This window comes from Streptomyces sp. NPDC020958 (assembly GCF_055562175.1).
Genome location: NZ_JBVHFU010000003.1, coordinates 622,296 through 640,465 on the forward strand (window position 1 = coordinate 622,296; position 18,170 = coordinate 640,465).

An 18,170-nucleotide genomic window follows, 5' to 3' on the forward strand; every position below is an offset into this window, starting at 1 on the left:
CTCCCGCCGCTGAAAATGGCGACCACCGGTCTGCAGCACGTCGCCGCCATGTACGCCGGAGTCGTCGCCCCGCCCCTGATCGTCGGCGCCGCCGTCGGACTCACCGGCACCGAACTGACCTTCCTCACCGGCGCCTGCCTGTTCACCGCGGGCCTCGCCACCTTCCTGCAGACCCTCGGCGTCTGGAAGATCGGCGCCCGGCTGCCCTTCGTCAACGGCGTCACGTTCGCCGGTGTCGCCCCCATGACCGCGATCGCCGCCACCACCCACGACAGGTCCGACGCCCTGCCGGTCATCTTCGGCGCGGTGATCGTCGCCGGCCTCCTCGGCTTCCTCGCCGCCCCCTTCTTCAGCAAGGCGGTCCGCTTCTTCCCGCCGGTCGTCACCGGCTCCGTCATCACCCTCATCGGCGTCTCGCTGCTCCCGGTCGCCTTCGGCTGGGCCCAGGGACCCGACCCCGCGGCGGCCGACTACGGTTCGGCGAAGTACCTGGGCCTGGCCGCCGCGACCCTGGCCCTGGTGCTGCTCCTGCGGCGGGTCACGCGCGGGTTCGTCCAGCAGATCGCCGTGCTGATCGGTCTGGTCGCGGGCACCCTGATCGCGATCCCGTGCGGCGTCACGGACTTCTCTCCGGTCGCGGACGCGGACCCGGTCGGCTTCCCCACCCCCTTCCACTTCGGCGCCCCGCAGTTCCAGCTCGCCGCGATCCTCTCCCTGTGCGTGGTGATGGTGGTCTCGATGACCGAGTCGACCGCGGACATGCTGGCGCTGGGCGAGATCGTGGGACGCCCCGCCGACGAACGGACCATCACGGCGGGGCTGCGCGCCGACACCCTCGGCTCGGCCCTCAGCCCGTTCTTCAACGGGTTCATGTGCAGCGCCTTCGCCCAGAACATCGGCCTGGTCGCGATGACCCGGATCCGCAGCCGCTTCGTGGTCGCGGCCGGCGGCGGCTTCCTGGTGCTGATGGGCCTGTGCCCGGCCGCCGCCGCCCTGATCGCCGTCGTACCCCGTCCGGTGCTGGGCGGCGCGGGCGTGGTCCTGTTCGGCTCGGTGGCGGCCAGTGGCATCCAGACGCTGGTCAGGGCCGGTCTGGACAAGGGCGACAACATCCTGGTCGTCGCCGTCGCGCTGGCCGTCGGCATCGTCCCGATCACCGCGCCGGACTTCTACCACGCGTTCCCGGTGACCGCCCGGATCGTCCTCGACTCGGGCATCTCCACGGGGTGCGTGACGGCCGTACTGCTGAACCTGGTCTTCAACCACCTCGGCGGGCGCCGCGCGGCGGCGAGGGAGTCGGAGGCGCGGGAGTCGGCAGCGACAGCCGTGCCCCTCACGTCCCCGCAGTCGATCCCATGACCGTGCGGCGGACCGCCTGGCACGGGGTGGCGGCCGGCAGCCGGCCGGTGAAGTAGGAGCGGGGCGGGACGCCCATCAGGGTGCGGAAGTCGGTCGTCATGTGGGACTGGTCGAAGTAGCCGGTGGCGGCCGCCAGTTCGGACCAGCGGGTGCTGCCCGCCCGGGTGGCCACCGCGCGGACGCGGTCGATACGGGCGTAGTGTTTCGGCGAGACACCCACCCCCTCGGCGAACAGGTTCCGCAACTGGCGCTCGCTCACGGCCAGTTCGCGGGCCACCTCGCGCACCCGCGCGGGCGACCGGTCCATCCGCACCGACAGCGCGTCCACCCCCGCCCGCAGCAGCGCCGTCCGGGCCGGATCCGCCTGCTCGGCGAGCAGGCCGGACAGCACCTCGGCGATCCGCGGCAGCGCCCCTGGAGGGTCCAGCCACCGCACCTCACGCGCGAACCGGTGCGCCGCACCGCCCGGCAGGCGGTCCAGCGGCACCACCCGGCCGACCAGCCCGGCGGCCGCGACTCCCAGCAGGGGCAGGGCCGTTCCCGGCGCGAGGCGCAGCTCCACGCAGGCGATGTGCCCCTTCCCCTCGTGGTAGGTGGCGCGCACCCGCGGCCCGATCGCCAGCACGTCACGCCGCCCGTCACCCGTCACCCGCAGCACCACCTTGGTCACCGCGTCGGGCAGCTGGACGAACGTGCCGTCGGGCGGTTCCGTGAAGGACATGGTCCGCACCCCGGCGATCCAGGGGCGCAGTACCTCGGGTGCGGTGGGGAGCGGCTCGGTCGTGGTCATCGGCACCTCTCCACCGTAAGCGCCCGGCACGGTCGTCCGGCCGGTCCCGCCGTGCCGGAATTTCCAAGAGCCGCTCGCCCCGGCGACCCCACCGTGGACGGCATGATTCTGGTGACGGGTGCCACGGGCACCATCGGGAGCGATCTCGTACGACAACTGGCCGAGCGTGGCGCGAAGGTGCGTGCGCTCACCCGCGACCCCGCGAGTGCGCGGGTGCCGGCCGGGGTGGAGGTGGTCCGCGGGGACTGCACGGACCCGGCTTCCGCGGCCGCCGCGTTCACCGGGACGACGGCCGCCTTCCTGCTCAGGCCGCCCGGCCCCGACGCGGGGGAGGACGCGGCGCTGGTCGCGGAGGCCCGGGCCGCGGGCGTGGAGCGGCTCGTGAAGCTCTCCGCCATCGGCACCGGCGACCCCGCCGTCGGACCCTCCGGGCTCTGGCACGTGGCGGGCGAGCAGGCGCTGCGGGAGAGCGGGGCCGAGTGGACGGTGCTGCGGCCCTCCTCGTTCGCCTCCAACACACTGACCTGGATCCCGGCGCTGCGAGCGGGTGAGCCGGTGCCCAACATGACCGGGGACGGCGCGTCGGGCGTGATCGACCCGCGGGACATCGCCGAGGTGGCGGTGCGGGCCCTGCTGGAGGCCGGGCACGCCGGGCGGACGTACACCCTGACCGGTCCCGAGGCGATCAGCGTTCCCGGCCAGGCCGCCGTACTCGCCGAGGTCCTGGGCCGCCCGGTCCCGACCCGGGACCTGTCCGAGGCCGGGACGCGCGACTTCCTGCGCACCGCCTGGGGCATGGACGGTTCCCGTGCCGACGGTGTCCTGACGGGGGTGGCGTTCGTCCGGGCCGGCGGCAACGCGGTGGTCACCGGGGACGTACCCGAGGTGCTGGGCCGCCCGGCCCGGCCCTTCCGGACCTGGGCCGAGGACAACCGGAGCCTGTTCGAGACGGACTGAGGCTCATTCCTCGTCCGGCCGGAGCGTGACCGCCGCCAGCACCAGGGCCGCCGCAGCGATCACCGTCGCCACCCGGAACGCCAGCCGGTAGCCCTCCGCCGTGGCCGGCACCAGCTCGGCACCCCGGTGCAGCAGCCCGCCGGTGTGGCTCGCCGCGAGCGTGGACAGGACGGCCAGTCCGAGCGAACCACCCACCACCTGAGTGGAGTTGAAGAGACCGGAGGCCAGTCCGGCGTCCTGTGGGCGGGCGCCGGACATGGCGAGACCGGTGAGCGGGGGCATGGCCGCGGCGAACCCGGCCGCCATCAGCAGCATCGGCGGCAGCACGTCGGCCGCGTACGAGCCGTCGGCGGGCGCCCGGCTCAGCAGGGCCATCCCGACGGTGATGAGCACCAGCCCGGCGAGCAGCACCCGGTACCCCCCGAACCTGCCGGTGAGGCGCGCCGACAGCCCGAGCATCAGCACGCCGATCGCGAGCGGCGCCGGCAGGAAGGCCAGGCCGGTGCCCAACTCGTCGAAGCCCAGGACGTGTTGGAGGTAGAGCGCGCCGAGGAACTGGAAGCCGTACATGGTGGCGACCATCAGGACCTGCACGCCGTTCGCGCCGCTCAACGACCGGGAGCGCAGGATGCGCAGCCGCAGCAGGGGGCGGTCGGCCCGGGCCTGGCGGACGGCGAACGCCACGAGGAGCGCGAGGGCGAGCACGGCGAGGGCGGCGGTGGCGGCCGGGCCGCGGTCGCCGGCACCGACGATCACGTACACGGTGAGCATCAGCGCGCCGGTGACCAGGGCGGCGCCCGGCCAGTCCGCGCCGCCGCCCAGTCCGGTGCCGGAGTCGCGGGCCAGCACGCGCAGTGCCGCCAGCCAGGCCGCCACCCCGATCGGCAGGTTGATCAGGAAGATCCAGTGCCAGCTCAGCGCCTGTGTCAGCGCCCCGCCGAGGAACGTGCCGAGGGTGGCGCCCACCGACCCGACCGCACTGAACACCGCGATGGCGCGCGCCTGTTCCCGCGGCTCGGGGTAGAGCGCGACCAGCATGCCGAGGACCACCGCCGAGGACATCGCCCCGCCGGCGCCCTGCACGGCCCGTGCGGCGATCAGCGCGCCCTGGCTCGTGGCCAGCCCGCAGGCCACGGAGGCCGCGGTGAAGACGGCGAGCCCGGCCGAGAACATCCGCTTGCGGCCCAGCAGATCACCCAGACGGCCGAACAGCAGCAGCAGACCGCCGAACGGGATCAGGTAGGCGTTCACCACCCAGGCCAGCCCGGGACCGCTGAAGTCCAGGTCGCGTTGGACGGCCGGCATCGCCACCGTGACGATGTTGCCGTCCAGGATCGTCATCAGCGCACCCGCGCACAGCACGGCGAGGGACGCCCGGCGCGGGTATGTTCGAGGAAGAGTCACCGGTGCGGCCGGTGTGCCGGTCGTGGTCGACATGACCTTCTGGCCTCCGCAATCGCCGTCGAAGTCGTCAGGGACACCGACGGGAACCGATCGTGCGCAAGGCGCACGACTTGTAACGGGGTTCATGGTGAGTGACCATCGGAGGACGACGTAAGGAGGCAGCTCGATGTCCCAGAGGAACACCACTGTTACCACCCAGGTGGTGAACGCCCACGCGTGCCCGGTCCGCGAGGTTCTTGACAGGGTGGCCGGCAAATGGAGCGTGCAGATCCTGGTCGCGGCCGCGCACGGCCCCATCCGGTTCACCGAACTGGAGCGCGGCATCGAGGGCATCAGCCGCCGGATGCTGGCCCTCACCCTGCGCAACCTGGAGCGCGACGGGCTGGTGACCCGCACCGTCCATCCGACGGTGCCGCCGAAGGTTGAGTACGAACTCACCCCGGTGGCCGTGGAGTTGCACGAGACCCTGCTGCGGCTGACCGACTGGGCCGAGCGCAACCGCGGGTACGTGGCCGAGGCACGGGCGGCCTACGACGCCGAACACCGTCCGGAGCTGCTCGACGTCTAGGGGCTGTCCGGCGGATCAGGTCGCAGGAAAGCAAGGGTGACTCGTCGGCCGAGGTGAGCGGGGTCTGGGGCGTCCGGCTGCACGGCGGAGGAGCCGTGGCCGATCAGCCGCTGCCGCGGCGGGCGACGCGGTGGGGGCACCTCCCGGCCGGAGGCTGGGGGACGTCGGGGACCGACGACAACGCCGCTGGGGGTCCCCCCCCGCCTTTCGGGCAGTGGGGGAGGGCGTGCCGGACCCCGCGTCTGCGGCATGACCGCCGGACAGTCCCTAGCCGGTGCGGCGGGCGCGGGTCGCGTCAGAGCCCGAACAGCTCCAGGGACGAGGTGAGTTCCTTGAAGACCTCGCGCGGGTCGGCGACCAGCTTGCGGGTCTTCAGATCCAGCAGCCCGCCGACCGCGTCGACCTCGGCGGCGAGCGTGCCGTCCGTCTTGGTGATCTTCTGGAGTACCCGGAAGGTCTTGCCGCCGCCCCACTCGAACGCGCAGGTCACGTCGACCTCGTCACCCGCGACCAGCTCGCGTTCGTACCGGATGGTGGTCTCCAGGGCCACCGGCCCCACTCCCCGGCCGACCAGCTGGGCCTGGGTGATCCCGGCGGCCTGGAGCAGCGACCAGCGGGCGTGCTCGGCGTAGTTGATGTACACCGCCTGGTTCAGGTGCCCCTGGACGTCGGTCTCGTAGCCACGGACCGTGACGCGGACGGAATACGGTTCGCTCACGACTTCCCCTTCTCGTGCTCTCGTGGACGACGCACTGATCCTTCGTCGGCATCCTGGCACGGGCGTCACACCCGGCGCGGCGATGCCAGCAGATAGCGCCTCCTGGTCCGCGGTTCGGTGTACTCGCCGGTCTGCCAGCCCGCCCCCTCCAGAGTGCCCGCGCACGCCCGCAGGCCCTGCCCGTCGGGCGCGTACACGGCGACCGCCTCCGGCTGCGCGGTGGCCCGGACGCGGTAGCCGGGCCCCTCCGGTCCCTCCGGCGGGTGTCCGGCCGCCTCCAGGGCGAGCGCGGCGGCCCGCACCAGGTGCGTCCGCTCCCAGCCGCAGGGCCGGTCCGTGGCGCCGTCGGGATTGGTCATCCGGCGCAGTTCGAGGAGTCCCTGCCAGGCGCTGTGCACCTCGCGAGCCCGGGCGGACCCGCCGTCGGCCCGCTCCTCCCCGCCGACCCGCGCGGCGAAGCCGTGGGCCGGCTCGGGCTCCGCTACGGCCGGCCGCTCCGGATTCTCGCGTGTCCGGTGCCCGGCCGGCGTCAGGAAGTGGTCGTGCGGCGGGCGCGGGTGCCGGAAGGCGAGCCCGCGCTTCACCAGTGCCGCGAGCTGCGCCTGAGTACCCCGCAGCCGCCCGGTGACCGGGTCGGCGGCGTCGATGACACGCCGCTGCGCGGCGGTGGGCGGTCGGGTCACGGTGCTCCTCCCGGCGGTCGGCGTCCGCGGCCGCCCGGTGAGCGGCCACTTCGCAGCGTACGACCGGGCACTGACAACGGGGTCCCGCTACCCGCCGGGCCGGATGTTCCAGCCCGTGATCACCGGCCGGTCGTGCTCCGTGCCGAGCCGGCACAGCGTCCCGGTCGCCAGTTGGAAGAGGGCCCCGGCGGACGCGGGCAGGCCGAGGCGGCGGGCGGTCAGGACGCGCAGGAAGTGTCCGTGGGACACCAGCAGCACGACCCCCTCCGTGTCGGCGAGGGCCGCGTCGACCTTGGCCAGCATCCGGTCGGCCCGCTCCCCGACCTGCTCCGGGCTCTCCCCGGGACGGTCCGGCGGGCCGGGCGCCACCCCGTCGGTGAACAGGAACCAGCCGGGCCGGGTGCGCTGGATCTCCACGGTGGTCGCGCCCTCGTAGCCGCCGTAGTCCCACTCCCGCAGGTCGGCGTCGACCCGGGCGTCGTCCACCCCGATCAGCTCGGCGGTCTCGCGGGCCCGCCGCAGTGGGCTGACGAAGGCGGCACCGATGCGGTGGGAGCGGATCAGCGGCTCCAGCCGCCGTGCCTCGTCCCTGCCGTGCTCGGTGAGCGGCACGTCGGTCCACCCGGTATGCCGTCCGGACCGCGACCACTCGGTCTCACCGTGCCGGACGAGAAAGACATCAGCCATGCGTCAGAGGCTAAGAGCCCGGCGCTCCGTTTCGGCGACGTCACGCGCCCGCCGGCGGTGCCGCGGGTCCACCGGAAGGAGCAGCACGGGGCCTCGGTGGCGCTCGGGCAGCTCCGCGGGCTCCTACTGCCGGTACCCGCTCAGGAACCGTCCGATCCGGCCGATCGCCGTCTCCAGGTCCTCCGCGTGGGGGAGGGTGAGGATGCGGAAGTGGTCGGTGGCGGGCCAGTTGAACCCGGTGCCCTGGACGACCTGGATCTTCTCCTGGAGGAGGAGGTCGAGGACGAACTTCTCGTCGTCGTGGATGGGGTGGACCTTGGGGTCGATGCGCGGGAAGGCGTAGAGGGCGCCCTTCGGTTTGACGCAGGACACCCCGGGGATCTCGTTGAGCTTCTCCCACGCCACCGTGCGCTGCTCGTGCAGCCGTCCGCCGGGGGCGGTGAGTTCGCGGATGGACTGCCGGCCGCCGAGCGCGGCCTGGATGGCGTACTGCGCGGGCGCGTTGGCGCACAGCCGCATGGAGGCCAGCATGGTCAGGCCCTCCAGGTAGTCCTTCGCGTGCTGCCGGGGGCCGGTGACGACCAGCCAGCCGGAACGGAAGCCCGCCACCCGGTAGGTCTTGGACAGCCCGCAGAAGGTGAGGACCACCAGGTCGGGGGCGAGGGCCGCGGTCGAGTGGTGGACGGCGTCGTCGTACAGGATCTGGTCGTAGATCTCGTCCGCGAAGACCATCAGGCCGTGCCGGCGGGCCAGGTCGAGGATGCCCTCCAGGATCTCCCTGGGGTACACGGCGCCGGTCGGGTTGTTCGGGTTGATGACGACCACGGCCTTCGTGCGGTCCGTGATCTTCGCCTCCATGTCGGCCAGGTCCGGGTACCAGTCGGCCTGTTCGTCGCAGAGGTAGTGCACCGCCTTGCCGCCGGCGAGGGTGGTCACCGCCGTCCAGAGCGGGAAGTCGGGGGCCGGGATGAGGATCTCGTCGCCGTCCTCGACCAGCGCCTGTACGGCCATGGAGACCAGCTCCGAGACGCCGTTGCCGAGGAACACGTCGTCGACGCCGACCTCCAGGCCCAGCGTCTGGTAGCGCTGCGCCACCGCCCGGCGGGCGGAGAGGATGCCCCGCGAGTCCGTGTAGCCGTGCGCCTGCGGGAGCATCCGGATCATGTCCTGGAGGATCTCCTCCGGCGCCTCGAAGCCGAACAGCGCGGGGTTGCCGGTGTTCAGGCGCAGCACGCTGTGGCCCGCCTCCTCCAGCGCGTTGGCGTGCTCGATCACCGGCCCGCGGATCTCGTAACAGACCTCGCTGAGCTTGTTGGACTGCCGGAACTCCATGCGCCCCTCCGGGAACTCGTGTTGCTTGGTTTTACCAAGTGGGAGCTTGGAAAGTCCAACACCTTGTCTAGACTGCGTCGCATGTCACCTCGCCGAAGCTACGACCAGTACTGTTCCGCGGCCCGCGCCCTCGACGTCGTCGGCGACCGCTGGACCCTGCTGATCGTCCGGGAGCTGCTCGCCGGTCCCCGCCGCTACACCGACCTGCACGCGGATCTGCCGGGCGTCAGCACGGACGTCCTCGCCTCCCGGCTGAAGGACATGGAGCGGGACGGACTCACGACCAGGCGGCGGCTGCCCCCGCCCGGTGCGGCCTACGTCTACGAACTCACCTCGCGCGGAAGGGAGTTGCTCCCGGTGCTCCAGGCGTTGGGCAAGTGGGGCGAGCCGGAGCTGGGCGAGCGGCGCCCCACGGACGCGGCCCGCGCCCACTGGTTCGCGTTGCCGCTGCTGCGGTTCCTGGAAGGCGAGGGGCTGGTGGAAGTCCGGCTGGAGGAGGGCGAGTTCCACCTGCGCGTCGGCGCGGAGGACGGCCCGGTGTACGGCGACGGCCCGGCCCCGGTGGACCCCGACGCCCGGCTCCTGCTGGACACGGAGACCTGTACGGCCCTGGCCCGGGGGGAGTTGGCGCTGCCGGACGCGGTACGCGGCGGGCGGGTGACGGTGACGGGCGACGGCGCACTGGCCAAGGCGCTGCGCGAGGCCTGAAACGGCGACCGGGCCCACCGCGAACGGAGGGCCCGGTCCATACGGTTCGTCCAGGATCAGGCGCCCGGCGGCACCCGTGACGGCCGGCCCGCCCCCCGCGTCAGCGCGTACCCGCCGATGCCCGCCAGCGCGGCCAGCACACCGCCGACCGCGGTCCACACCCAGCGGTCCGTCCACCAGCCGGACGACCAGCCGTCGTCGGAGCCGAAGCTGGACAGCACCGCGGCCCTCTTGTCCCCGTCACCGGACTCGGACTGGACGGCGATGCCCGGCACCAGCGGCTTCGCCAGCGAACCGTCCACCGCCGCCGAGCCGCCGATGTCCTGGGAGTCCGCCCGCACCTCGGCGCTGACCGGCTGGCCGAGGTCGGCCGTGCTCAGGTTCAGCACCGTCAGCCTGATGTAGTACGTGCCGGGCAGCGGATCGTTCGCCCACGGCTCGGACCAGGCGCGTACCGTGCGCAGCACGCAGGCCAGCTCCACCGAGGAGACGTCCTGCGCGGCCGTGCGGGTCGCGGCGCCGTACTGGCAGGACTGCCGGCGCCGCAGACCGTCGTACACGTCGATCCCCCAGGTCTGCGCCGCGTGCGAGGCGGGCAGTTTCACCGTCGCCGTGACGTCGGGGCGCTGGCCCGCGTCCGCCGGGAACGACCAGTACAGGTAGTCGCCCGTGGAGCCGCCGGCCGTGGCCCGCTGGCCCTGGTCGAGTTCCGTCGCCGTACGGAAGGAGGTGCCCGCCCGGGTCGGCGCGCCGCCGTCCTCGGAGGCGCTGGGGGAGGGGGAGGAGTCGGCGACCGCCGGACCCGCCGCCAGGCCCACCGCCAGCAGGGCCGCACTCAGCACTCGTGTGATCCGCATCAGTTGGTCCTCCAGACCGCGATCCGCCAGCGCGACACCCAGCCCCACACCAGACCCGCGAGGAAACCGGTCAGCACCAGGGCGCCGAGCAGCCACCAGCCGCGGCCGAGACCGAAGGAGGCGACGTCGCTCGCCTTCGAGGGGCCGTCCACCACGTCGACCGTCAGCTCGAGGGGCAGACCGGGACTGGTCTTCACCCCGGCCGCGGCCGAGAAGGAGTTGGTCACCTGGAGGCAGACGGTCTCCGCGCTGGCGTCCTCGTCGTCGCTCTTCGCCTTCGGGTACCGCAACCCGGTCGAGATGACGTCCGTACGGCCCGTCCCCGAGGCCTCACCGCGCACGATCTCGCGCCCGCTCGCGGTCACCGCGCGCAGCAGCACCCCGTAGTTGGCGTTGACCGCCCGGTCGGCCGCGACGCTCACCGACGTGCGCAGCTCCTGGCCGGGGTCGACGTCCACCTTGTACCAGCGCTGCTGACCGAACTCCTCGCGGTCGGTGTACAGGCCGGACTTCAGCGAGGGTGCGGACGAGCACTGGTCCGTCCCCTCGGTGGCCACCGGCGTCACCACCGGATCGGCGGCCCGGTCCACCAACTGGCCCACTCTGTTGGTCAGTTCCTTCTTGTGCTCGACCGACGTGTAGGTGCCGCCGGTCGCGTCCGCGATGCAGCTGAGCTGGTCGCGGGTCTTGGCGTCCGGCACCAGTCCGAGGGTGTCGATGGTCAGCCCGATGCCCTTGGCGGCGATCTCCCGGGCCACCTCGCAGGGGTCCAGCGGCTGGCAGGTGTCCTCGCCGTCGCTGATCAGGACGATACGGCGGGTGCCGGAGCCGCCTTGCAGATCGTCGGCGGCCTTGAGCAGCGCCGGGCCGATCGGCGTCCATCCGGTCGGCTGGAGGGTGGCGACGGCGGTCTTCGCCTCGGTGCGGTCGAGGGTGCTGACCGGGTAGAGCTGCGCCGTGTCCTTGCAGCCCTCCTTGCGGTCGTTGCCACGGTAGTTGGCACCGAGGGTGCGGATGCCGAGTTGGACCGCCTCGGGCGTCGCGTCCAGCACCTCGTCGAACGCCTGCTTGGCCGCGGCCATCCGCGTCCCGCCGTCTATGTCCGCCGTCCGCATGGACCCGCTGACGTCGAGCACGAGCTCCACCTTGGGAGCCGCCTGGTCGGTCTCGTCGGCGGCCGCCGGGCCGGGGAACGCTATCCCGGCGGCCAGGGCGGCGAGCAGCGCGCAGACTCCTGCCACCGGCCGTTGTGTTCTGATCATCGGCGGATCTTATTGATCCAGGGTGCCGGGCTCCAAAACGAGGTCCTGGCGCCGACGCGCGGGTGGCCGGAAGGCCAACTCCGGGCAGCGGGAGCCCCATCGGTCAGCCGGCGCCCGCAAGCGGGTTCGGCAGCGCCGCCCACTGGTCCCCCGGCACCTGTGGCGACAGCCGCATCAGGGTCAACGCCTTGGCTGGCAGGGGTTGTTCGAGCAGCGCCGTCAGATCGGGGGTGGCGGGCAGCTGGGCCGCGGCCGTGGCCAGGGCGTTCGCCAGGGCCGGCCCGGAACCCGCCGTGCCCGCCAGCGCGCCCGCGACCAGCGAGCCGAACAGCTTGCGGCGCAGGACCGTCTCGTCGTCCGTGACCTGGCGGCCCGTCAGCTCCGGTGGGGTGATGCCGTGCCGGGTCAGCCGGGCGGGGCTGAGCCGGATGTCGGCCAGGTCGCGGTAGACCAGGCGCAGCGGCGCGCCGGTCCCGGAGAGCACCAGGAGGAGGTTCTGGCCGTGCGCCTCCAGGGCCACACCCAGGTCCAGCAGCCGCAGCCCCACCGTCAGGGTGAGGCGGGTGAACTCGGCCAGCCAGGAGGGTGATGCGGGGAGGGTGGTGGTGGCCAGGGCCGCCACCGGCAGCACCCGTTCGCCCGGCGCCGCACAGGCCTGCGGCGACTCGCGCAGCACCGCCGCCAGATCCGGCGAGTCGGCGGTGGCCGCGCCCAGCGTGCGGGTGACGTGCAGGAGTCCGTCGGTGCGGGCCGCCAGATCCGTCGCGAACGACGACAGCGTCACCGCCGCGCCGATCGAGTACGTGGAGATGTCCCGCACGGACGAGGTGAGCCGGGCGCTGAGCGCCGTCTTGACGTGCGGTCCGTCCGGCAGCGCCAGCGTGCGCAGGGACATCAGCGGGTGCGCGGCACGCCAGGGCTCCGCGCCGCCCTTGAGGACATGGGCGGCCTGCCAGGGATGCACGGGAATCAGCAGCCGCCCGCCGTCCCGCAGTTCCTCCGGCCAGTCACCGGTCAGCAGACACTCCCCGGCCGGGACCGGGACCGTCTCCAGCCGCACCACCGGCCGGTGCTCCGGCCCGTACGCGAGCTGCTCCGCCACCGAGAATCCCGGCCGAGAACGGCAGTTGGGGTGAAAGGGGTGCCCGTCGACGACCCGTTGCTCCCACTGCCAGTCCCGGGCGGGCCACTCCCGGGAACCGGCCTCCTGACCGGCCCGCGAGAGCGCGAGCGAGGCCGCACTGTGCCCCAACTCGGCCGCGAGGCCCGCCGCGTGCGGCCACCCCAGGTCGGTCACCAGCCGCGCCGGATCGTCGTAGGACGTACCGTCCAGACGCACCGCCGTCACGTACGCGCCGGTGGCGAACGGATCCGCGTGCGGGCCGTGCAGCGCCCGCCCGTCGGCCAGCCGGACGGCCAGACCGTGCGCCCCGCGCACCCGGCGCACCACCCACGGCAGCGGCTCGTGCGCCAGCGCCCGCCACAGCCGGGTCAGCACCGCCGCCCGCGCACCCGGCAGCTCGGCCCAGTACCGGTCGACGAGATCCGGCCGCGCCTCGGCCAGCTCGGCGGCGAGCCGGTTCTCGATGGGGGAGGGACGGTGCACGGGGGGACTCCTCGGGGGACGGGTACCACGGTCATGATGACCGTCGTCGAGAGACATACTGATCGTGATCGGACTGTGTGGACGTAGCGAACGAATGGAACGCGTGGACCTCATGCCCCCCAGCGACGCCGTCGCGGAGCGCGCCGACGCGTACGCCGCCGCCCCCTTGCTGAACTGCCTCCTGCGGGAGGTGGCCCAGCCGCTCCCGGGCACCGCTGCGGGCGACGCGGACGGTGTCGGGGACGGGGAGCCGCGGGTCTACCGGCTGCCCGGCGGCGGGCGGCTGCTGCGCGTGCGCGGCGAGCGCAGGCCTGCCGCCCCCGAGGTGTACGCGGACGGCGCCTGGCGCCGCCTCGGCCACGCCGAACTGGTGAAACTCGTCAGCGAGGAGCTGCGCCGGCACACCGGGCTGTCCAACGGCGACCTGCCCGCCGAGATGATCGACAGCCGGGACGCGGTCGCCGCGCTGCTCACCGCACGCGCCGGGGCGACGGCGCCCGACGACCCGTACCTGCGCTCGGAGCAGTCCCTCATCACCGGCCATCCCTACCACCCCGCCCCCAAGGCACGCGGCGGCGGCCCGGTCACCGCCTGGCTGCCGTACGCCCCCGAGGCGCACGCCCGGTTCCCGCTGGTGCTGCTCGGGGTGCGCGAGGACGAGGTGGCGGAGGAGGGCGACACGTCGGCGCTGGACCGGCTGGCCGCCGTACCGCCCGGCTACCGGCTGCTGCCCGCCCACCCCTGGCAGCTCGACCTGGCCGCCCGCGACCTGGCCCCCGCCTTCGCGGACGGCCGGCTGCTGCGCCTCGGCGAGAGCCACTTCACGGCCTGGCCGACGGCGGCGATCCGCACGGTGTACGAGCCGGTGCGCGATCTCTTCCTGAAGTTCAGCCTGGATGTCCGCATCACCAACGACATCCGCCGGCTGTGGGCGCACGACCTGCGGAAACTGTCCCGTACGAACACCGCGGCGAGCGCCGCGTTCACGGCGGTCGAGGGCCCGGCCGGCTGGCTCGGCGACCGCGGCTACCGCACCGCCCGGTTCGCCTTCGAGGAACTCGCGGTCATCGTCCGGGACGGGCTGCGCGGACCACTGCTGCCCGGGGCGACCCCGCTGCTCGCCGCCGGTCTGGTGGAGGGCTTCGACGGCGACCCGCTGACCACGGCGGCCGATCCGCGGGCCTGGTGGGAGGCGTACCTGCGGGCGGTCGTACCCCCCGTCCTCGCGGCCTTCGCCGACCACGGCGTCGTACTGGAGGCGCACCTGCAGAACACCCTGGTGGCCGTGGACGCGGACGGCACGCCGGTGCAGGCGCTGTTCCGGGACGCCGAAGGGGTCAAGCTGCTCACCGACGTGGACCGGGCCGCCGGGTGGGAGCGGCTGGTGTACTGCCTGGTCGTCAACCACCTCACGGAGGTCGCCGCCGCGCTCGCCGAGCGCCACGCCGGCTTCGACCCGTGGCCCGCGGCGCGGCGGGAGCTGGCCCGGCACCGGGTCCCGGAGGTCACCGAACTGCTGGCGTCGCCTGCCCTGCCGGGCAAGACGAACCTGCTGCTGCGCTGGACCGGGGCGGACGGCGCCGACGCCCGGTACCTGCCGCTGCCCAACCCGCTGGCCTGAAACCGCGTCGGCCGACCGCTCCCGCCCGGCCTGCGGACTGCCCGCCGGCTGCTGTCGTCCGCGGCCGGCGGGCCGGGTGCCGTTCAGGCGTGGAGCAGCAGCTCCAGTTCGCCCGGCAGCCCCTCGGGATCCTCGTCGGGCGACGCGGTGTCGCGTACCTCGAAGACCCACCGGTGGGAGGGCGCGCAGCCGAACGTCCGCTCGGAGAGGGCGGGCAGGAAGAGGTCCGCGCTGGCCGCCGAGTCCCAGATCAGCGCGAGGCCCTGCAGATCGGCCGTCGGATCGGTGATCCACCGGCCGCTCCGCAGACCGGGGAAGTCACTCGGGAGCGCGCCGCCGACGGCGGGGGCCGCCGGACGGGTGCCCGCGGGACGGGTGCCGGCCGGGCGGCTGCCCGCCGGTCCGGACGGGCACGGCCGGGCGGTGCCGGCCGCGGTGGTGCGTCGCTTGTCCCACCAGGCGATGACGACGTGCATGGGGCCTCCAGCTGCAGAGTGTCTGGTGTGCGTGTGATCGCGGTGTCCCCGTTGACACCCGTGCGTGGCTCCGGTCCCGCCCGGTGGCGGCCGTCGGTCAGAGCTGGGAGCCGCCGGTGGCGTCGACGACCTGTCCGGTCACCCAGCGCGCGTCGTCGGAGGCGAGGAAGGCGACCACGTCGGCGATGTCCTCGGGGCGGCCCACCCGGCCGAGCGCCGAGAGCTCCGCGGCGGACTGCTGAGCCGCCTCGTTGCCCCGCAGCCAGGACGCGTTGATGTCGGTGTCGACGATGCCGGGAGCCACCGAGTTGACGGTGATCCCACGGCCGCCGACCGCCTTGGCGAGGGTGAGCGTGAAGGCGTCGATCGCGCCCTTGGTCATGGCGTACGCGATGATGTCGGTGAGGGCGATCCGGGTCGCGCCCGACGAGATGTTGACGATCCGTCCGCCGTCCCGGAGCCGCTTGAGCCCCTGCTGGGTGAGGAAGAACGGCGCGCGCATGTTGACGGCGACGGCCTCGTCGAACGCCTCGGGCGTGGTGTCCCCGATCTCGCCGCGCGGGGTGACGCCCGCGTTGTTGACCAGCACGTCGAGGTCGGTGCTGCCCGAGTGCTCAAGGGCCTGGCGGTCGTAGCCCCCCCAGAGGGTCGCCACGTCGCCGGGGGTGCCCAGTTCGGCCTGGACCGCGAAGGCGCTGCCGCCCTTGGCCCGGACGGCCTCGACGACTTCCTCGGCGGCCGCGGCGTTGCGCCCGTAGTGCACGGCCACCAGCGCTCCCTCGGCGCCGAGCCGCTCGGCGATCGCCCGCCCGATCCCGCGGCTGCCGCCCGTCACCAGTGCCGTCTTCCCCGTGAGCGTGCCCATGGTCTTCCCTTCGTCCCGTACTTGTGGTGCGAACTTCTGCGATGGACTTCTGTAGCGATGGCTACGTATTCAGCCTACACGCATTCTTTAGCGATCGCTGTAAAATTCAGGCATGACTACGACCAAGCGCGGCAGGCCGCGGAGTTTCGACCGCGAGGTCGCACTCGTCCAGGCCACGCTGCTGTTCTGGCAGCACGGCTACGAGGGCACGTCCGTCGCCGACCTGACCGCCGCCATGGGCATCTCGCCGCCGAGCCTGTACGCGGCCTTCGGCGACAAGCGCGCCCTCTTCACCGAGGTCGTCGACCGGTACGGCAGCACCTTCGGTGCGTTCATGGGGAACGCGCTGGCCGAGGAGAGCGACGCCCGCACGGGTTTCGCCCGGATGCTGGACGAGGCGGCGGTGTCCTACACCGATCCCACGCACCCGGCGGGCTGTCTGGTCATCTCCGCGGCGACCAACTACTCCCCGGGGACCGCCGACGTCGAGCGGGACCTGCGTACCCGCAGGGCGGCGAACGTCGGGTCCTTCGAGGAGCGCCTGAACGAGGCCAAGGCCCTGGGCTCGCTCCCCGCGGGGACCGACACCCGGGCCTTGGCCGTCTACTTCGCCGCGGTCGTGCAGGGCATGTCCCAGCAGGCCCGGGACGGGGCGACCACCGAGGAGCTGCGCCGCGTGGCCGCGTACGCCATGGCGGTCTGGCCCGAACCGTCCTCCTGAGGCGAGGGCCGTCCCGCCGCCTGTCGCCCCTCGCCTGTCGCCCGCCGCCCCGCGGTCAGCGCGCGGGCGGCTCCTCGTGCGCCCGGCACAGGCGGGCCACGACATGCGCGTACTTCTCGTCGAACCGCAACGTCCCGAAGGCGTGGTCCAGTTCGCGGTCGAGCGTCTCGCTGGCCCGGCTCCACAGCCGTAACCCGGAGTCCGTGGCCGCGACCCGGCTGGTGCGCCGGTCGCAGGGCCAGGCCACCCGGACCGTCCAGCCCGCGCGCTCCAGGTGGGCGAGCATCCGGCTGGCCGCCGAGACGCTCAGACCCAGCCGCCGGGCGACCCCGCCCACCGTCACCGACTCCGGATGCTCGCGGACCAGCACGCCCAAGGCCATCAGCGGTCCCACCCCGACACCGTGACGGTGCGTCAATGTACGGTCCATCCGCCCCTGCAACAGGGAGAACATGGGTACGACCCGCTCCCACAGCCGGGAGATGCTCTCGGTATCCGGGGCCCGGTCGTCATCGTCGTGCGGCTCTGCCACGGCGTCGCTGTCCTCGGTCCTTCTGTCTCGGGGGGCCCGGCGTTCCGTTTCCGTCCCCCGGTGTCGGGTCTGCGTGCGGTCCCTGCCGCCGGGCGTCCGGCGGCCAGGTCAGGGCAGCAGCAGGAGTTTGCCCCGCACCCCGCCGGCGGCCAGCAGCCGGTGTGCCTCGGGCGCCTCCTCGAACCCGAACTCCTCAGCGGTGCGCAGCCGCAGCTCCCCACGGTCGACCAGGGCGCCGAGCGCGGCGAGCCGTGCGCCGTCCTGCTCCACGTGGGAGACGTCGACCCTGATGCCGCATTCCGCGACCGGCAGCCGGGTGGGCACGATGGAGACCGCGCGCCCGTTCTCCCGTACCGCCCCGATCGCCCCGGGCAGGCCTGCCGTCTCCAGCAGGCCGTCGACGCCCGTCCCGGAGGCGGGCACGTCGTGCACCACCCGGTCCGCACCCAGGGCCAGCACCTCGTCCGTGTCCCGGGCGGACCGGACCTGGGCCACCACCGTCAGCCCGCGCAGCCGGGCGAGCTGCACCGCCAGCCCGCCGACCGCGCCGGCCGCGCCGGTGACCAGCAGCGAGGCACCGGCCGGCAGGGCGAGGACGTCCAGTGCCTGCCAGGCGGTGAGCCCGGCCAGCGGCAGCCCGGCCGCGGCGGACGGCGCGACCGAGGCCGGGGCGGGCGCGACGATGCCGGCCGGGAGGGCGACCGTCTCCGCGTAGGTGCCGCGTCCGGTGGCCATCTGCGCGGACATCGCGACGACGGGGTCACCGACGGCGAACCCCGTGACCTCGGCGCCCACCGCGGTGACGGTGCCCGCCACGTCCCAGCCGAGCACCATGGGCGGCCGGACGGCGCTGTGTCCGGCGTGCAGACCGGCGCGGGTCTGGAGGTCGACGGGGTTGACCGCGGCCGCGGCGGTCCGGACCAGGACGCCGTCCGGTTCCGGACGGGCCGGTTCCGGCACCTCGTGGACGGCGAGCCGGTCCGGGCCGCCGTAAGTGGTCAGGACCACAGCACGCATCTGTCTG

Annotated in this window: 19 protein-coding genes; 6 read left to right on the forward strand and 13 right to left on the reverse strand. The window is 73.7% G+C overall.

What is annotated here, in order from left to right:
* Positions 1–15 precede the first annotated feature (15 nt).
* A complete protein-coding gene (locus ACZ3KP_RS13000; RefSeq protein ID WP_467499264.1) occupies positions 16–1,359 on the forward strand; it encodes a nucleobase:cation symporter-2 family protein in 1,344 nt (447 codons plus the stop codon).
* On the opposite strand, the gene ACZ3KP_RS13005 is transcribed toward ACZ3KP_RS13000, so the two are convergent.
* Positions 1,334–2,149: a helix-turn-helix domain-containing protein gene (locus tag ACZ3KP_RS13005; protein WP_467498945.1), complete on the reverse strand. Its 816-nt coding sequence runs from the start codon at positions 2,147–2,149 to the stop codon at positions 1,334–1,336. The two genes, ACZ3KP_RS13000 and ACZ3KP_RS13005, sit on opposite strands and share 26 nt — an antisense overlap.
* A 102-nt stretch (positions 2,150–2,251) precedes the next feature.
* On the opposite strand from ACZ3KP_RS13005, the gene ACZ3KP_RS13010 reads away from it, so the two are divergent.
* On the forward strand, positions 2,252–3,106 hold the full coding sequence (locus ACZ3KP_RS13010) for an NAD(P)H-binding protein (protein ID WP_467498947.1): 855 nt from the start codon (positions 2,252–2,254) through the stop codon (positions 3,104–3,106).
* Positions 3,107–3,109: 3 nt separating this feature from the next.
* Here the strand turns inward: ACZ3KP_RS13010 and ACZ3KP_RS13015 are convergent, their stop codons facing one another.
* Entirely contained in the window at positions 3,110–4,543 is a 1,434-nt protein-coding gene (locus tag ACZ3KP_RS13015; RefSeq protein WP_467498949.1) for an MFS transporter, read from the reverse strand.
* Between the two features lie 133 nt (positions 4,544–4,676).
* Between ACZ3KP_RS13015 and ACZ3KP_RS13020 the strand changes: the two genes are divergently transcribed.
* Entirely contained in the window at positions 4,677–5,078 is a 402-nt protein-coding gene (locus tag ACZ3KP_RS13020; RefSeq protein WP_467498951.1) for a winged helix-turn-helix transcriptional regulator, read from the forward strand.
* A gap of 295 nt (positions 5,079–5,373) precedes the next feature.
* Here ACZ3KP_RS13020 and ACZ3KP_RS13025 read toward each other — a convergent pair whose 3' ends face one another.
* The 4 genes from ACZ3KP_RS13025 to ACZ3KP_RS13040 form a co-directional block, all read right to left on the reverse strand.
* Entirely contained in the window at positions 5,374–5,796 is a 423-nt protein-coding gene (locus tag ACZ3KP_RS13025; protein ID WP_467498953.1) for an acyl-CoA thioesterase, read from the reverse strand.
* Between the two features lie 65 nt (positions 5,797–5,861).
* Positions 5,862–6,479, reverse strand: coding sequence for a hypothetical protein (locus ACZ3KP_RS13030; RefSeq protein WP_467498955.1), 618 nt, complete (start codon positions 6,477–6,479; stop codon positions 5,862–5,864).
* 87 nt (positions 6,480–6,566) lie between these two features.
* Positions 6,567–7,166, reverse strand: a complete 600-nt coding sequence (locus tag ACZ3KP_RS13035; protein WP_467498957.1) for a histidine phosphatase family protein — start codon at positions 7,164–7,166, stop codon at positions 6,567–6,569.
* Positions 7,167–7,289: 123 nt separating this feature from the next.
* Entirely contained in the window at positions 7,290–8,498 is a 1,209-nt protein-coding gene (locus ACZ3KP_RS13040) for a pyridoxal phosphate-dependent aminotransferase (protein ID WP_132891461.1), read from the reverse strand.
* 81 nt (positions 8,499–8,579) lie between these two features.
* Here ACZ3KP_RS13040 and ACZ3KP_RS13045 point away from each other — a divergent pair, with 81 nt between their 5' ends.
* On the forward strand, positions 8,580–9,206 hold the full coding sequence (locus ACZ3KP_RS13045) for a winged helix-turn-helix transcriptional regulator (protein WP_467498960.1): 627 nt from the start codon (positions 8,580–8,582) through the stop codon (positions 9,204–9,206).
* A gap of 56 nt (positions 9,207–9,262) precedes the next feature.
* Here ACZ3KP_RS13045 and ACZ3KP_RS13050 read toward each other — a convergent pair whose 3' ends face one another.
* The 3 genes from ACZ3KP_RS13050 to ACZ3KP_RS13060 all read right to left on the reverse strand — a co-directional run bounded on the left by ACZ3KP_RS13050 (position 9,263) and on the right by ACZ3KP_RS13060 (position 12,931).
* Positions 9,263–10,063 (reverse strand): hypothetical protein, encoded by an 801-nt coding sequence (locus tag ACZ3KP_RS13050; RefSeq protein WP_467498962.1) that lies wholly within the window; start codon positions 10,061–10,063, stop codon positions 9,263–9,265.
* Positions 10,063–11,325: a VWA domain-containing protein gene (locus ACZ3KP_RS13055; RefSeq protein WP_467498964.1), complete on the reverse strand. Its 1,263-nt coding sequence runs from the start codon at positions 11,323–11,325 to the stop codon at positions 10,063–10,065. Before ACZ3KP_RS13055 ends, ACZ3KP_RS13050 begins: the two co-directional genes overlap by 1 nt.
* Positions 11,326–11,428: 103 nt before the next feature.
* Positions 11,429–12,931: an IucA/IucC family protein gene (locus ACZ3KP_RS13060; protein ID WP_467498966.1), complete on the reverse strand. Its 1,503-nt coding sequence runs from the start codon at positions 12,929–12,931 to the stop codon at positions 11,429–11,431.
* A 94-nt stretch (positions 12,932–13,025) separates the two neighbouring features.
* On the opposite strand from ACZ3KP_RS13060, the gene ACZ3KP_RS13065 reads away from it, so the two are divergent.
* On the forward strand, positions 13,026–14,552 hold the full coding sequence (locus ACZ3KP_RS13065; protein ID WP_467498968.1) for an IucA/IucC family protein: 1,527 nt from the start codon (positions 13,026–13,028) through the stop codon (positions 14,550–14,552).
* Positions 14,553–14,635: 83 nt separating this feature from the next.
* Here ACZ3KP_RS13065 and ACZ3KP_RS13070 read toward each other — a convergent pair whose 3' ends face one another.
* On the reverse strand, positions 14,636–15,028 hold the full coding sequence (locus tag ACZ3KP_RS13070; protein ID WP_467498970.1) for a hypothetical protein: 393 nt from the start codon (positions 15,026–15,028) through the stop codon (positions 14,636–14,638).
* Between the two features lie 97 nt (positions 15,029–15,125).
* The gene (locus ACZ3KP_RS13075) at positions 15,126–15,893 is read right to left on the reverse strand and encodes an SDR family oxidoreductase (RefSeq protein ID WP_467498972.1); all 768 of its coding nucleotides are present in this window, start codon (positions 15,891–15,893) and stop codon (positions 15,126–15,128) included.
* Positions 15,894–16,005: 112 nt separating this feature from the next.
* Here ACZ3KP_RS13075 and ACZ3KP_RS13080 point away from each other — a divergent pair, with 112 nt between their 5' ends.
* Positions 16,006–16,614, forward strand: a complete 609-nt coding sequence (locus tag ACZ3KP_RS13080) for a TetR/AcrR family transcriptional regulator (RefSeq protein WP_467498974.1) — start codon at positions 16,006–16,008, stop codon at positions 16,612–16,614.
* Positions 16,615–16,669: 55 nt separating this feature from the next.
* Here the strand turns inward: ACZ3KP_RS13080 and ACZ3KP_RS13085 are convergent, their stop codons facing one another.
* On the reverse strand, positions 16,670–17,146 hold the full coding sequence (locus ACZ3KP_RS13085; protein WP_467498975.1) for a MarR family winged helix-turn-helix transcriptional regulator: 477 nt from the start codon (positions 17,144–17,146) through the stop codon (positions 16,670–16,672).
* Between the two features lie 108 nt (positions 17,147–17,254).
* A complete protein-coding gene (locus tag ACZ3KP_RS13090; RefSeq protein ID WP_467498977.1) occupies positions 17,255–18,163 on the reverse strand; it encodes an NADP-dependent oxidoreductase in 909 nt (302 codons plus the stop codon).
* Positions 18,164–18,170 lie beyond the last annotated feature (7 nt).

What these genes read in the sequence shown, in the direction of transcription:
- ACZ3KP_RS13000 (WP_467499264.1), top strand. Translation starts at nt 16, where the DNA reads ATGGCGACCACCGGTCTGCAGCACGTCGCCGCCATGTACGCCGGAGTC.
- ACZ3KP_RS13005 (WP_467498945.1), bottom strand. Translation starts at nt 2,149, where the DNA reads ATGACCACGACCGAGCCGCTCCCCACCGCACCCGAGGTACTGCGCCCC.
- ACZ3KP_RS13010 (WP_467498947.1), top strand. Translation starts at nt 2,252, where the DNA reads ATGATTCTGGTGACGGGTGCCACGGGCACCATCGGGAGCGATCTCGTA.
- ACZ3KP_RS13015 (WP_467498949.1), bottom strand. Translation starts at nt 4,543, where the DNA reads ATGTCGACCACGACCGGCACACCGGCCGCACCGGTGACTCTTCCTCGA.
- ACZ3KP_RS13020 (WP_467498951.1), top strand. Translation starts at nt 4,677, where the DNA reads ATGTCCCAGAGGAACACCACTGTTACCACCCAGGTGGTGAACGCCCAC.
- ACZ3KP_RS13035 (WP_467498957.1), bottom strand. Translation starts at nt 7,166, where the DNA reads ATGGCTGATGTCTTTCTCGTCCGGCACGGTGAGACCGAGTGGTCGCGG.
- ACZ3KP_RS13040 (WP_132891461.1), bottom strand. Translation starts at nt 8,498, where the DNA reads ATGGAGTTCCGGCAGTCCAACAAGCTCAGCGAGGTCTGTTACGAGATC.
- ACZ3KP_RS13045 (WP_467498960.1), top strand. Translation starts at nt 8,580, where the DNA reads ATGTCACCTCGCCGAAGCTACGACCAGTACTGTTCCGCGGCCCGCGCC.
- ACZ3KP_RS13050 (WP_467498962.1), bottom strand. Translation starts at nt 10,063, where the DNA reads ATGCGGATCACACGAGTGCTGAGTGCGGCCCTGCTGGCGGTGGGCCTG.
- ACZ3KP_RS13055 (WP_467498964.1), bottom strand. Translation starts at nt 11,325, where the DNA reads ATGATCAGAACACAACGGCCGGTGGCAGGAGTCTGCGCGCTGCTCGCC.
- ACZ3KP_RS13065 (WP_467498968.1), top strand. Translation starts at nt 13,026, where the DNA reads ATGGAACGCGTGGACCTCATGCCCCCCAGCGACGCCGTCGCGGAGCGC.
- ACZ3KP_RS13070 (WP_467498970.1), bottom strand. Translation starts at nt 15,028, where the DNA reads ATGCACGTCGTCATCGCCTGGTGGGACAAGCGACGCACCACCGCGGCC.
- ACZ3KP_RS13075 (WP_467498972.1), bottom strand. Translation starts at nt 15,893, where the DNA reads ATGGGCACGCTCACGGGGAAGACGGCACTGGTGACGGGCGGCAGCCGC.
- ACZ3KP_RS13080 (WP_467498974.1), top strand. Translation starts at nt 16,006, where the DNA reads ATGACTACGACCAAGCGCGGCAGGCCGCGGAGTTTCGACCGCGAGGTC.
- ACZ3KP_RS13090 (WP_467498977.1), bottom strand. Translation starts at nt 18,163, where the DNA reads ATGCGTGCTGTGGTCCTGACCACTTACGGCGGCCCGGACCGGCTCGCC.